Raw genomic sequence first — 13,063 nt, 5'->3', positions numbered from 1 at the left:
TCAGTGGCCGTGGTCGGCGTCGCCCTTGACCAGTTCGGCCTTGAGCAGGAAGGCGTTGGCGCCGACGATGCGTTCGTCGCCGCGCAGTCCGCCGAGGATCTCGATGCGGTCGCCGGCGCGCCGCCCGACCAGCACCGGCTGCGCCTTGAAGCCGCCCGCGACCGCCACGAACACCGCGTTGCGGCCCTCGACGGTCTGCACCGCATCGGCGGGGACGCTGAGCGCGCTGTCCTGGCCGTCGGCGACCAGCACCGCCGAGACCGGCGAGCCGGCCGCCGGCAGGGGCGCAGCGACCGGCATCGCGCGGATCACCGCGGCGCCACCCTGCTGGCGTAGGTCGGCCGCCGCCGCCGTGACCCGGGCGGCGAAGCTGCCGCCCGCACCGCGCACCTCCAGCGCCATGCCCGGCGCGACCTGCGCCGCCAGCGCCGGCGGCGCGCTGAACACCAGCTCGTTCATCGCCGGATCGGCGACCTCGGCCACCACGCTGCCGGCCGCGACCACGCTGCCGGGCGTGACCTGCACATTGCCGACGATGCCGGCCACCGGGCTGACGATGCGCACGCGGCCGCTGGCATCGGGGGCGCCGCTGGCCGCGGCCTGCGCCTGCGCGGCGGCAGCCTGGGCCTGCGCCGCCAGCGCCCGCGCGTGCGAGGTTTCCAGCTCCTGGCGGGCGACCACGCCCTGTTCGACCAGGGCGCGGTCGCGGGCATGCGCCAGGCCGGCGGCCTTGGCCTCGGCCGCGGCAGCCAGTGCATTGGCGCGGAACACCGCGGCCTCGCCGCTGACCACGATGGCCAGCGGCTGCTGCGCCTGCACCGCGTCGCCTGGCGCGACCAGCACGCGCTCGACCCGGCCGGTCACCGTCGAGGCGACCGAGGCGCGCGCGCCCACCGCCGGTTCGACCCGCCCGGCCAGGCGCACCGAGGCGCCGCCGCCGCGGCCGACCGCGACCACGTCCAGGCCGGAGGCGGCGATCTGTTGCGGCGTCAGCCGCACCACGTCGTCGGTTTCGGCATCCGCGTGGACAGTGGCATCGGTCTTGGCCACCGGTGCGTGGGCTGCGTCCTTGCCCTCGGCGCCATGGTCGTGGGCGTCATCGGCCGCCGGGGCGGCCTGCCTGTCGCCGGCGCAGGCGCCCGGCAGGAGTGCCAGCAGCAGGCTGGCGGCAAGGGAGATCGGACGGGACAGGTTCATTGGGCCTCCATGAACGGCGCGCGCCCTTCCAGGCGGGCCAGTTCGATTTCCGCCGCGACGCGCGCCAGGCGCGCGTCCACGGCAATGCCGCGCGCGGCGATGAGCGCAGCGCGGGTGCTGCGCAGTTCCAGTTGCGTGATGCGACCGGCGTCGACGCCGATGCGGGCCAGGCGGTAGGCCTCCTGCGCCGCCGCCACACCGTCGTCGGCGGCGCGTGTACGGCTGCCGGCGGCCTTCAGCGTGGCCAGCGCGGACACGCGGTCGGCGGCGCTGGTGCGACGTTGTCGCTCCAGGCGTGCCTCGGCCGCGCGCTGTTCGGCGCTGGCGGCACGGATGCCGCCGCGGTTGCGATCGAACAGCGGCAGGCTGAGGCTGACGCCGAGCGTGTAGGCGTGGGCGCGGTCTTCGCGGAACCGCGTCTGCGCGGCGGTCAGGCTCAGCTCGGGCAGGGCGCGCTTGCGCTCCACCTCGACTTGGCGATCAGCAGCTTCGGCTTCCGCGGCGGCGATGCGTACCGGCAGCGCTGTCGCCTCGGTCGCGCGCGGCGACGGCGGCGTGCGGTCGAGCAGGCTGCCATCGAGGGACTGCACCGGCGTCTCCAGCAGGGCGATCGCCGCCAGGCGCGCCAGCGCCGCGTCGCGGAACGCCTGCGCTTCGTCCAGCGCCGCGGTGGCATCGGCCACTTCGCTGCGCGCCTGCACCGCGCGCAGTCGCGGCTCGCGGCCCTGCGCGACCATCGCCTCGACGGCGGCCGCATCGTCGCGGATCAGGCCCAGTGCTTCCTCGGCCAGCGCGTAGCGGCGCAGCACGCTTTCGGCCAGCGCGTAGGCCGAGGCCAGCTCGCCGGCGGCCTCGCTGCGGCTCTGCGTGCCGCGCAGGGCCGCAGCGTCGGCGTCGGCGCGGGCCGCACGGAGGCGCGCGCCGCGTTGGCCCCACAGTTCCAGCGGTTGCGACAGGGTCAGCGAGGTTTCGGCCCGGTCGGTGCCCGCATAAGTGCCGCTGCCCCAGGCGTTTTCGGTGGACCAGGACAGCGACGGGTTGGGCAGCGCCCGCGCCTGTTCGGCGCGCGCATCGGCGGCCTCGGTCAGCGCCGCGCCGACGCGGCTGCCGGGCAGTTGATCGAGACGTTGCAGCAAGGTGTCGTACGAAGGGGCGGTCTGCGCCATCGCCAGCGCGGCCGGGGCCAGGCCCAGCAGCACGGCGACGACCCGCCCGGCCGCGCGCGGCGGCCGACGTGTCGGAGTCGACATGAGGAAATTCCAGAGGTGAGGGAAACGGAAACCCGCGATCGCGGGACACGCTCAACTCACGCTCTGGGCGGGCGCTTCAATCCGTCCTGGACGACGCCTGCAGGGGAGGCGTCGACGGCCTGCATCCAGCGCGCCGGTCGCGGCGCGCCGAACACGGCGAGGGCGCTCGCCGGCAGGCTCAGATTCGAGTGGTGGCAATGGTTGTGGCTGCAGGCGCCGGCATGCTTGCCGTCGCTGTCCTCGCCATCGGCATGCGCCGCGGCGGGCGCGTGCACGGCGTCGGCCGATTCCGGCTCCAGCGCGCAGGCCAGCGCATCGGCCACCGGCACGACCACGAACGCCGCCAGCAGCAGCATCAGCAGGGAGGTACGCAGTGGACGGAACAGGCGGCGCATGAGGCCGGCAGACTAACAAGCGCTTCGGCGCGGACACAATATCAACCCGCCGCGCGCCATCCCACGCTCAAGGCAGCTTCGCGATCACCTTGATCTCGAACTGGAAGCCGTACAGCCAGGTCACGCCGATGCCGGTCAGGGTTGGGTGCGGTGCCTCGCCCCAGTACTCGGGCACGATCGCCCAGACGGTGGCGAAGTTCCGCTCCGGATCGACCAGGAACATGGTCACGTCGATCACGTCGTCGAACGTGCAGCCGGCGGCGGCCAGCACCGCGTTGAGGTTGTCGAAGGCGCGGCGCACCTGCGCGGCGAGCTCCGGCTCGGGCGAGCCGTCCTCGCGGCTGCCGACCTGGCCGGAGACGAACAGCAAGCCATTGCTGCGGATCGCCGGCGAGTAGCGGTTGCGCGCGTACAGCGCCTGGCGGCCGGCGGGAAAGACGACATCGCGGTGGGACATGAGGACGCTCCAGAAGAGGCGGCACGCGCTGCGCGTGCCGGAGTCGCCATCGTGGTCGGCGCCGTTGCCTGGATAAACCGCGACGATCCGCCTAGATTGATTGTGGATTCCAAACAATCGCGGACGGCGATGGACCGATTCGAGGCGATGCGGGCATTTGCTCGCGTGGTGGAGACCGGCAGCTTCACCCGTGCCGCCCACACCCTGCAGCTCAGCCGCACCAGCGTGACCCAACTGGTGCAGCAGTTGGAGGCGCACCTGCGGCTGCGCCTGCTTCACCGCACCACACGCCGGGTCAGCGTCACCGCCGACGGGGCCGCCTACTACCCGCGCATCGCCCGTCTGTTGGCCGAGCTGGAAGAGGTCGAGGCCGGCCTGGGCAGCGCCGCCGCGGCGCCGCGCGGGCGCCTGCGCATCGACGTGCCAGGCCCGTATGCGCGATTGCGGCTGGTGCCGGCGTTGCCCGACTTCCATGCCCGCTACCCGCAGATCCAGCTCGACGTGGGCGTGAGCGACCGCGAGGTCGACGTGATCGTCGATCAGGTCGATTGCGTGATCCGCGGCGGCGCGCCGGCCGATCCGGCGCTGGTGGCGCGGCCGCTGGCCAGCCTGCCGCTGGGCTTCCACGCCAGCCCGGCGTATCTGCATCGGCACGGCGTGCCCGACCACCCGCGCGCGCTGGACGGGCCGACGCATCGCATGGTCGGATTCCTCAGCCCGCGCAGCGGCCGCGCGCGCAGCTTCCAGGCGCGGCGCGGCGAGGAGCAATGCGAGGTGCAGGGCCGCTACCAGGTCGGCTTCGACGACGGCAACGCCTATCTGGCCGCCGGCCTGGCCGGGTTGGGCGTGGTCGTATTGCCGTCTTACATGGCCGCAGCGCACGTGGCCGAGGGCGCATTGCGGCCGCTGCTGCAGGACTGGCAGTTGCCGCCGATGCCGATGCACCTGATGTTCGCGCCCAATCGGCACATGAGCCAGCGGCTGCGCGTGTTCATCGACTGGGCGGTGGAGGCGTTGGGCCCGGCGGGCCCGGTGTAGCCGGCATTCGCGCCGCGGGGGAAGGCGATCCGCCTGTGGACAACTTGCACAAGCCCTTGATCGCCTGCATAATGCGCGGCTCGCTGTGCCCGACGAGGTCGGGGCCGGCGGCCGGATGCGCGATCTCCGGCCGGCCTTTCCCAGCGTAACCGCTTGATTTCCCACGTCGCGTGGTAGCCGCAGGGCTGCCGGGGCCGCCGTCTCCCAGGCTATGGGCGACCAAACTACTATCGAGGTGCGCAATGTCCCGCGTATGCCAAGTGTCCGGCAAGCGTGTGCAGACGGGTAACAACGTCTCCCACGCCAACAACAAGACCCGCCGTCGTTTCCTGCCCAACCTGCACGAGCGCCGCTTCTGGGTCGCCAGCGAGAACCGCTGGGTCAAGCTGAAGGTTTCCGCGCACGCGCTGCGCACCATCGACAAGAACGGCATCGACACCGTTCTGGCTGAGCTGCGTGCGCGCGGCGAAAAGGTCTGAGGAGTAGAGCATCATGGCAGGCAAGCGCGATAAGGTCCGTATGATTTCCTCGGCCGGTACCGGCCACTTCTACACCACGGACAAGAACAAGAAGAACACCCCGGGGAAGATGGAATTCCTCAAGTACGATCCGGTCGTGCGCAAGCACGTCCTGTACAAGGAAGGCAAGATCAAGTGATCGGCTGATCCTCAGATCGCTGCTCACGTTGCACACGGAACCCGCCGCAAGGCGGGTTTCGTGCGTCTGGAGCAAGGAAAAAGCGCACCGCCGCTGCGGCCATGGTTGCGTTTGCCGGCGCAGTCCGCAGAATCGGGCGACCTGGGTTGCGAGGATCGCGATGCTGCCGGTCTGGTTGGAAGGCACGTGGCTGCTGGCGCTGGACTGGCTGATCCGGCTGGTGGCGCTGTTGTGGATCCCCACCCGCACCACGCCGGGCGCGGCGCGCAGCTGGCTGTTGCTGGTGGGCTTCGTGCCGTTGCTGGGGCTGCCGCTGTACCTGTTGCTCGGCCACCCCTGGCTGTCGCGCGAGCGCATCCGCCGCCAGGCGCTGGCCTCGCAGGTGATCCGCGAGCAGCAGGTGCCGCTGACCGCGCTGCGCTGGGCGCCGCCGGCCGATACCGTGGTCGCCGAAGTGGTGCCGCTGGTCGAGCGCCAGGGCGACTTCATGCCGACCCACGGCAACAGCGTCGAGCTGCTCGACCGCTACGCGCCCTCGCTGCAGGCGCTGATCGACGACATCGACGCGGCGGTCGAGCGTGTGCACCTGCTGTATTACCTGATGTTCGACGACGCGGTCGGCGATGCGGTGAGCGCGGCGCTGCTGCGCGCCGCCGCGCGCGGCGTGCGCTGCCGGCTGCTGCTGGATGCGCGCGGTGGCCGCCGCGGCCTGCGCCGCTACCGCAAGCGCCTGCACGCGGCCGGGGTCGAGGTGCAGGCGCTGCTGCCGGGCGGGCTGCGCTGGCGCCGCAGCGGTCGCATGGACCTGCGCAACCACCGCAAGATCGCGGTGATCGACAACCGCGTCGGCTACATCGGCTCGCAGAACCTGGCCGAACCGCAGTTCGTCCCCGGCCATCCCAACCGCGAGCTGGTGGCGCGGGTGCAGGGACCGGTGGTGGCGCACCTGGAAGCGGTGTTCGCCAGCGACTGGTTCATCGAGACGGGGCAGCGCCTGAGCGTGGTCGCGCCCGCCTCCATCCACGGCGGCGGCGTCGCCGCGCAGCTGTTGCCCAGCGGGCCGGCGTACCCGTTCGAGAACGCCCGCGACACGGTCAACGCGCTGATCCATCTAGCGCGGCGGCGCATCGTCATGGTCACGCCGTACTTCGTGCCGGACGAGGCCACGCTCAGCGCGCTGCGCATCGCCGCGCTGTCCGGGGTGGACGTGCAGTTGATCCTGTCCGAGAGCAACAACCAGCGGCTCACCGCCTGGGCGCAGGAGGCGTATTACGACGAACTGCTGCGCAGCGGGGTCAAGATCGCGCTGTACCGGCCATGCTTCCTGCACGCCAAGCACCTGAGCGTGGATGAGGGCATCGCCCTGGTCGGCTCGATCAACCTGGACATCCGCTCGTTCGCGTTGAACGCCGAGGTCGGCATGCTGTGCTACAGCGCCGCGGTGGTGCAGCGGCTGCGCGCGGTGGAGGCCGACTACCTGGCCGACGCGCGGGTGCTGACGTTGCAGGACTGGCGTAAGCGACCGGCCTGGCGGCGCAGCCGCGAAGGCATCGCGCGCCTGGCCGATGCACTGATGTGACGCATGCCGATGACAGGCGCATGACGCGCTCATGCGCGATCGGTGCCGGCACATGCACCACGGTTCTCAGCCGCGGGCCGGGCCGGTGGGGGCTTCCCTTACAATCGCGGCATGAATGAGCTTGTGCCCAGCGAACCGGCCGACGACGACTGCGACATCGCCATCGTCGGCGGCGGCGCGGCCGGCGTGCTGGCCGCGCTGCAGTTGCTGCGCCAGGCCGGCACCGCGCTGCGCGTGCAATTGATCGAATCGCAGCCGTCGCTGGCGCAGGGCGTGGCCTATGCGACGCCCTGCGCCGAGCACCTGTTGAACGTGACGACCGGGCGCATGAGCGCATTCGCCGACGCGCCCGACGACTTCCTCGACTGGCTGCAGCAGCAGGCGTTGTATCCGCTGCTGTCGCGCGCCGCACTGGCCGAGGCCTATGTGCAGCGCCGCCATTACGCCGCCTATCTGCGCGCACGCCTGTGGCAGGCGCAGACCGCCGGGCCGGCGCGCCTGCAATGGCGCCAGGCGCGGGTGCTGGCGCTGCATCCGCAGCCGACGGGCGGTCAGATTCTGCAATTGCACGACGGTGGACAGCTGCACGCTGGCGCCACCGTGCTGGCGCTGGGCAACAGCCTGCGTCCGCTGCCGGCGCGCGGTGCCCCCAGTCTCGACGCGCCGTCGCGGATCGAGGCCTGGGACTATGCGCAGTTGCAGGCGATTCCGCGCGAGGCCACGGTGTGCATCGTCGGCTCAGGGCTGAGCATGGCCGACAGCGTGCTGACCCTGCTGGCCAATGCGCACCGCGGCCCGGTGCATGTGGTCTCGCGGCACGCCTTGCTGCCGTTGCCGCATGCCGCGCATGGCGCGCCGGCCGACTTCGATGCGCAGGCATTGCTGGCGATGCCGCTGCGCCAGCGGGTGCGCGCGCTGCGTAGCCATGCCGCCGCGGCACAGGCGCAGGGCCGGCCCTGGCAGGGCGTGATGGACCGGATACGCCCGCTGAGCCAGGCGCTGTGGCAGTCGCTGTCGGTGACCGAGCAGCGCCGCTTCCTGCGCCACGTGGTGCGCTACTGGGACGTGCACCGGCATCGCATCGCCGCGCCGGTGTTCGCGCAATTGCAGGCGATGCGCCGGGTCGGTCAGTTGCGCCTGCACCGCGCGCGGCTGGATACGGTATTCCCGGTCGGCGCCTGCGTGCAGGTCAACGGCATGGGCGCCGACGGCGTGCCGCTGCAGCTCGACGCGCACTGTGTGATCAATGCCACCGGCGTCGAACTGCGCGCACAGACCATGCGCAATCCGCTGCTGCACCAGTTGCTCGGCTGCGGCCATGCGCAGCCGGGCCCGCACGGCATCGGCGTGGGCAGCGCCGCCGACGGCGCGCTGCTCGACGCCGACGGCCGCGCCACGCCGCGGATCCGCGTACTCGGCAGCCTGCGCATCGGCAGCCTGTGGGAAAGCCTGGCGATCCCCGAGCTGCGGGTGCAGGCGCAGCAGACCGCGCGGGCGCTGCTGGCGCTGGAGCTGCCGGTAGCCACCGTCCATTGACCGCTGCGGCGCATGCCGGCCGCGGTTGCGCGCGGCGCAGCTGCGACTCGTGACTACGGTAACGCCCGTCGCGGCTGAAGCCGCTCCAACAGGGACAGGCCTTTGCGTCGTTTCTAGCTGCGGCCTGCATTGCCGGCCCTACAGGCGGGTCTCCTATCGCGATCAAAGGCCCCCATCCACCGCGTCTTGCGGCGTGCGCCCGAGCAACAGGCAGATCGCGATCGCCGCCAGCGCGGTGATCGCCGCCAGCACCCGGGTGAGCGTGCCGAAGGCCGCCGCGTAGGCCAGCCGTAGTTGCGTCGCGGACAGCGCGCCCTCGGCCATGGAGGCGGACAGATCGCCGGCGACCAGCCGCTGCGCGGTGTCCGCCAGGGCCGCGTGCGGCAGCAGCGGCGCGACCGCGGCCAGCCGCACCTGCACCAAGGCCGCGAGCAGGGCCGCCACGCTGGCCAGGGCGATGCCTTCGCCGGCCACGCGCAGCGTGCCGAACAGGCCGGCGGCCATGCCGGCGCGTTCGATCGGCACCACGCTCACCGACAGCGCATCCATCAGGCCCCAGGGCAGGGCGGTACCGGCACCGATCAACAACAATGCCGGCAGCGCCTGCGCCGGGGGCCGCGCGCCGAGCCAGCACAGGCCGGCCGCGGCCGCCGCTAACCCGGCTGCCGACAGCCAGGCCGGGGCGATGCGCTGCGCCAGCACCGCGGCCAGGCTCGGCACCAGCAGCATCGGCGCCGACAGTGCCAACAGCGTCAGGCCGGCGCTGGCGGCGGGCGTGCCATCCACGCCGATCATGCGCAGCGGCAGCAGCACCAGCAGCACCACGTAGCTGGTGCAGGTGGCGACCGGCAGCAGCTGCACGCCGACGAAGCGCCGGTAGCGGAACAGGCGCAGGTCCAGCAGCGGATGGCGGCGGCGCCGTTCGATCCACACGAAGCCGAGCAGCAGCAGTGCGGCGGCACCGAGCAGGACCAGCGTCGCGGCGCTGCCCCAGCCGCTGTGCGGGCCCTGGATCAGGCCGGCGGTGAACAGCGCCAGCGCCGCGCTGAAACACAGCGCGCCAGCGCGGTCGGGCGGACCGCCGGCCGGATCGCGCGAGGCCGGCAGCCAGCGCGCGGCCAACGCCCACGCCAGCGCCGCGAACGCGGCCACGCCGAAGAAGATCGCGCGCCAGCCCAGCCGTTCGCTCAGGGCGCCGGCGGCCAGCGGGCCGAACGCCAGGCCGGTGCCGAAGGTGGTGCCGAGCAGGCTGAACGCGCGCGTGCGCGCCGCGCCGGTGTACAGCTGGGCCAGCGCCGCGGTGCCGGCGGCGAGCGCGGCGGCGGCACCGACGCCCTGCAGCGCCCGCCACAGGTCGATCGCCGCGACCGAGCCGGCCACGGCCACGCCCAGGCTGGCGCCGGCGAACAGCGCCAGACCGCCGAGGAACACCCGGCGCCGCCCATGCCGGTCGGCGAGCGCGCCAGCGGCCAGCAGCAGGCTGCCGAAGCTGAGCATGAAGGCGTTGGTGATCCAGGCCAGGGCCAGCGCGCTGCCGCCCAGGGCCGCGCCGATCGCCGGGGTGGCGACGGCACCGCCGGAGAAGTTCAGCGGCAGCGCCAGGGCGGCCAGGCACACCGCGGCCAGGGCGGCGCCGCGGCGCGGCAGGACAGTGGAATCGGGAGGCGAAGTGGAGGTCATCGGAGCGGCTCTGGCGGTGGATGTCGGAAGGCCACTAGAGATACCGGGGCGGCAATTCGCGAAAAAGGCCGCGATCCTCCGCACTTTGCGGAATGGAACGCTCTAATATCGCGGCATGGATCGCCTCACCGGCATCGTCGCCTTCGTCCGGGCCGCCGAACAGCGCAGCTTCGTCGGCGCCGGCCGCGTGCTCGGCATCTCGGCCTCGGCGGTGGGCAAGAGCGTGGCCGCGCTGGAGCGCGAGTTCGGCGTGCGCCTGCTGCAGCGGACCACCCGCCGCATCGCGTTGACCGCCGAAGGCGCGCTGTTCCTGGAGCATTGCCAGCGCGTGCTGGCCGATCTGCGCGAAGCCGAGGAGGCGCTGGCGCAGACCCGGCAGGCGCCGCGCGGGCGGCTGCGGGTCGGCCTGCCGACCATCGGCTACCGCTTCCTGGTGCCGCTGCTGCCGGAGTTCCGCCAGCGCTATCCGGACGTGGCGCTGGACCTGGAGTTCGACGACCGCGTGGTCGACCTGCTCGAGCACGGCCTGGACGCGGTGATCCGCAGCGGCGTGCAGGTCGACTCGCGGCTGCTGGCGCGGCGCCTGGGGCCATTCCGCTTCTGCCTGTGCGCGGCGCCGGACTACCTGCGCCGCCGCGGCGTGCCGCAGACCCCGGCGGAGCTGGCCGCGCACGATGGCGTGCTGTTCCGCGTTCCCGATACCGGCAAGCCGCAGGACTGGCCGCTGGCGGAACCGGCGCCGCTGCCGCCGGCGGTGCTCACCTGCAACAACATGGAAGCGGTGCGCGCCGCGGCGATCGCCGGCCTGGGCATCGCCTGCATGCCGGCGTTCCTGGCGCAAGACGCGTTGGCCGACGGCCGCCTGCAGCCGGTGCTGGACGCACACATGGCCGACGGCGGCGCGTTCTTCGTGGTGTGGCCGTCGCGTCGGCAACTGTCGCCGAAGCTGCGCGTGTTCGTGGATTTCCTCGCCGAACGGCTGTTCCGCACCGATTGACGCCACGTCGTGTGCCGGGCGACGCGCGCTGTCGCAGCCGCTGCGCCGCCGCACCGGCTAAAATGCGCGGGTGGATGTCTCTCATTTGCTCGACGATCTGAACCCCGCCCAGCGCGAGGCCGTTTCCGCCGCGCCCGGCCATTATCTGGTCCTGGCCGGCGCCGGCTCCGGCAAGACGCGCGTGCTCACCCATCGCATCGCCTGGTTGCACCAGGTGCATGGGGTGCCGGTGCACGGCATTCTGGCGGTCACCTTCACCAACAAGGCCGCGGGCGAGATGCGCCACCGCGCCGATCTGCAGTTGCGCAACGGCAGCCGCGGCATGTGGATCGGCACCTTCCACGGCCTGGCGCACCGCCTGCTGCGCCTGCACTGGCAGGACGCGAAGCTGCCCGAGAGCTTCCAGGTGCTCGACGCCGACGACCAGCTGCGGCTGGTCAAGCGCGTGGTGCAGCAGCTGGAGCTGGACGAGGGCAAGTACCCACCCAAGCAGATCGTGTGGTGGATCAACCAGCAGAAGGACGAGGGCCGCCGCGCCCAGCACATCCAGCCGGAACCGCGCGACGAGTGGGTGACCACCCTGCGCAACGCCTACGCGCTGTACCAGGAGCGCTGCGACCGCGCCGGCCTGGTCGACTTCGCCGAACTGCTGCTGCGCGCACACGAATTGTTGCGCGACACCCCGGCGCTGCTGGCGCACTACCGCGCCCGCTTCGGCGAGATCCTGGTCGACGAATTCCAGGACACCAACGCCATCCAGTACGCGTTCGTGCGCGTGCTCGCCGGCGACAGCGGCCACGTGTTCGTGGTCGGCGACGACGACCAGGCGATCTATGGCTGGCGCGGCGCCAAGGTCGAGAACGTGCAGCGCTTCCTCACCGATTTCCCCAGCGCGCAGACCATCCGCCTGGAGCAGAACTACCGCTCCAGCGCCAACATCCTCAACGCCGCCAACGCGGTGATCGCGCACAATCCCGACCGGATCGGCAAGCAGTTGTGGACCGATTCGGGCGATGGCGAGCCGATCGACCTGTACGCGGCCTACAACGAGGTGGACGAGGCGCGCTACGTGGTCGAGCGCGTGCGCCAGTGGGTGCGAGACGGCGGCAGCTACAGCGAGGCGGCGGTGCTCTACCGCAGCAACGCGCAGTCGCGCGCCTTCGAAGAGGCGCTGATCGCCGAACAGGTGCCATATCGGGTCTATGGCGGCATGCGTTTCTTCGAGCGCGCCGAAATCAAGGACACCCTGGCCTATCTGCGCCTGGTCGCCAATCGCGCCGACGATGCGGCGTTCGAACGCGCGGTCAACACCCCGCCGCGCGGCATCGGCGACCGCACCCTGGACGAAGTGCGGCGTTTGGCGCGCGCGCAGTCGCTGTCGCTGTGGGCGGCGGCGCGACAGGCCGCGCAGCAGGGCGGCGACCTGGCCGCACGCGCGCGCAACGCGCTGGGCCAGTTCCTCGGCCTGATCGAGCAACTGGCCCTGGACGTGGCCGGGCTGCCGCTGCCCGAACAGATCGACCAGGTGCTGGCGCGCTCCACCCTGCGCGAGCACTGGGGCAAGGAAAGCCGCGGCGGGCTGGATTCGGAATCGCGCACCGACAACCTCGACGAACTGGTGTCGGTGGCCTCGCGCTTCGTCCGTGCCGACGGCGACGAGGACGCCGACGAAGGCCGCCAGGCGATGACCGAACTGGTCGCGTTCCTGGCCTACGCCTCGCTGGAGGCCGGCGAAGGCCAGGCCCAGGCCGGCGAGGAAGGCGTGCAGCTGATGACCCTGCACTCGGCCAAGGGCCTGGAATTTCCGATCGTGTTCCTGGCCGGCATGGAAGACGGCCTGTTCCCCAGCGCGCGTTCGCTGGAAGAGAGCGGGCGCCTGGAGGAAGAGCGGCGCCTGGCCTACGTCGGCATCACCCGTGCCCGCCACAAGCTGGTGCTGAGCTATGCCGAGTCGCGGCGCATTCACGGTCAGGACAACTACAACGTGCCCTCGCGCTTCCTGCGCGAGATCCCGCGCGAACTGCTGCACGAAGTGCGGCCGAAGGTGCAGGTCTCGCGCAGCGCCTCGCTGGGCGCGCCGCGCAGCCTGGGGCACAGCGTGATCGAGGCCCCGGCGATCAAGCTCGGCGCCAACGTGCAGCACCCCAAGTTCGGCGGCGGCGTGGTCATCGACTACGAAGGCAGCGGCGCGCACGCCCGCGTGCAGGTGCAGTTCGACGAAGCCGGCGCCAAGTGGCTGGTGATGGCGTACGCCAATCTGACCCTGTTGTAGGTGCG

Annotated in this window: 12 protein-coding genes; 7 read left to right on the top strand and 5 right to left on the bottom strand. The window is 72.1% G+C overall.

Annotated elements, in window-relative coordinates; all coding sequences use genetic code 11:
• The 4 genes from CEK65_RS08775 to CEK65_RS08760 all read right to left on the bottom strand — a co-directional run bounded on the left by CEK65_RS08775 (position 1) and on the right by CEK65_RS08760 (position 3,299).
• Positions 1-1,197, bottom strand: coding sequence for an efflux RND transporter periplasmic adaptor subunit (locus CEK65_RS08775; RefSeq protein ID WP_152181454.1), 1,197 nt, complete (start codon positions 1,195-1,197; stop codon positions 1-3).
• On the bottom strand, positions 1,194-2,447 hold the full coding sequence (locus CEK65_RS08770) for a TolC family protein (RefSeq protein WP_152181453.1): 1,254 nt from the start codon (positions 2,445-2,447) through the stop codon (positions 1,194-1,196). The genes CEK65_RS08775 and CEK65_RS08770 overlap by 4 nt, the downstream gene beginning before the upstream one ends.
• A gap of 56 nt (positions 2,448-2,503) precedes the next feature.
• Entirely contained in the window at positions 2,504-2,842 is a 339-nt protein-coding gene (locus CEK65_RS08765) for a hypothetical protein (protein WP_017908581.1), read from the bottom strand.
• Positions 2,843-2,909: 67 nt separating this feature from the next.
• Positions 2,910-3,299, bottom strand: coding sequence for a RidA family protein (locus CEK65_RS08760; RefSeq protein WP_152181452.1), 390 nt, complete (start codon positions 3,297-3,299; stop codon positions 2,910-2,912).
• A gap of 129 nt (positions 3,300-3,428) precedes the next feature.
• Between CEK65_RS08760 and CEK65_RS08755 the strand changes: the two genes are divergently transcribed.
• From CEK65_RS08755 to CEK65_RS08735, 5 genes are all read left to right on the top strand, one after another.
• A complete protein-coding gene (locus CEK65_RS08755) occupies positions 3,429-4,337 on the top strand; it encodes a LysR family transcriptional regulator (protein WP_152181451.1) in 909 nt (302 codons plus the stop codon).
• A gap of 242 nt (positions 4,338-4,579) precedes the next feature.
• Positions 4,580-4,816, top strand: coding sequence for a 50S ribosomal protein L28 (rpmB, locus tag CEK65_RS08750; protein WP_010342733.1), 237 nt, complete (start codon positions 4,580-4,582; stop codon positions 4,814-4,816).
• A gap of 10 nt (positions 4,817-4,826) precedes the next feature.
• Positions 4,827-4,994, top strand: coding sequence for a 50S ribosomal protein L33 (rpmG, locus tag CEK65_RS08745; protein WP_169411268.1), 168 nt, complete (start codon positions 4,827-4,829; stop codon positions 4,992-4,994).
• A gap of 160 nt (positions 4,995-5,154) precedes the next feature.
• Complete coding sequence (cls, locus tag CEK65_RS08740) at positions 5,155-6,573, top strand: cardiolipin synthase (RefSeq protein ID WP_152181450.1); 1,419 nt, start codon at positions 5,155-5,157, stop codon at positions 6,571-6,573.
• A gap of 111 nt (positions 6,574-6,684) precedes the next feature.
• Positions 6,685-8,109, top strand: coding sequence for an FAD/NAD(P)-binding protein (locus CEK65_RS08735; RefSeq protein ID WP_152181449.1), 1,425 nt, complete (start codon positions 6,685-6,687; stop codon positions 8,107-8,109).
• Positions 8,110-8,271: 162 nt separating this feature from the next.
• Here CEK65_RS08735 and CEK65_RS08730 read toward each other — a convergent pair whose 3' ends face one another.
• Complete coding sequence (locus tag CEK65_RS08730; RefSeq protein WP_152181448.1) at positions 8,272-9,789, bottom strand: MFS transporter; 1,518 nt, start codon at positions 9,787-9,789, stop codon at positions 8,272-8,274.
• 115 nt (positions 9,790-9,904) lie between these two features.
• On the opposite strand from CEK65_RS08730, the gene CEK65_RS08725 reads away from it, so the two are divergent.
• A complete protein-coding gene (locus CEK65_RS08725) occupies positions 9,905-10,786 on the top strand; it encodes a LysR substrate-binding domain-containing protein (protein WP_152181447.1) in 882 nt (293 codons plus the stop codon).
• 70 nt (positions 10,787-10,856) lie between these two features.
• Positions 10,857-13,058 carry a DNA helicase II gene (uvrD, locus tag CEK65_RS08720; protein ID WP_043091413.1) on the top strand — a complete coding sequence of 734 codons (2,202 nt, stop codon included), beginning with the start codon at positions 10,857-10,859 and terminating at the stop codon, positions 13,056-13,058.
• The last annotated feature ends 5 nt before the right edge of the window (positions 13,059-13,063 follow it).

Origin of the sequence: Xanthomonas sp. LMG 12459 (genome assembly GCF_009192905.1) — a bacterium.
In the GTDB taxonomy this organism is placed as follows: Bacteria; Pseudomonadota; Gammaproteobacteria; order Xanthomonadales; family Xanthomonadaceae; genus Xanthomonas_A; species Xanthomonas_A sontii.
Note: the sequence above shows the minus strand (reverse complement) of the source record. Positions and strands in the feature narration are given on the sequence as shown.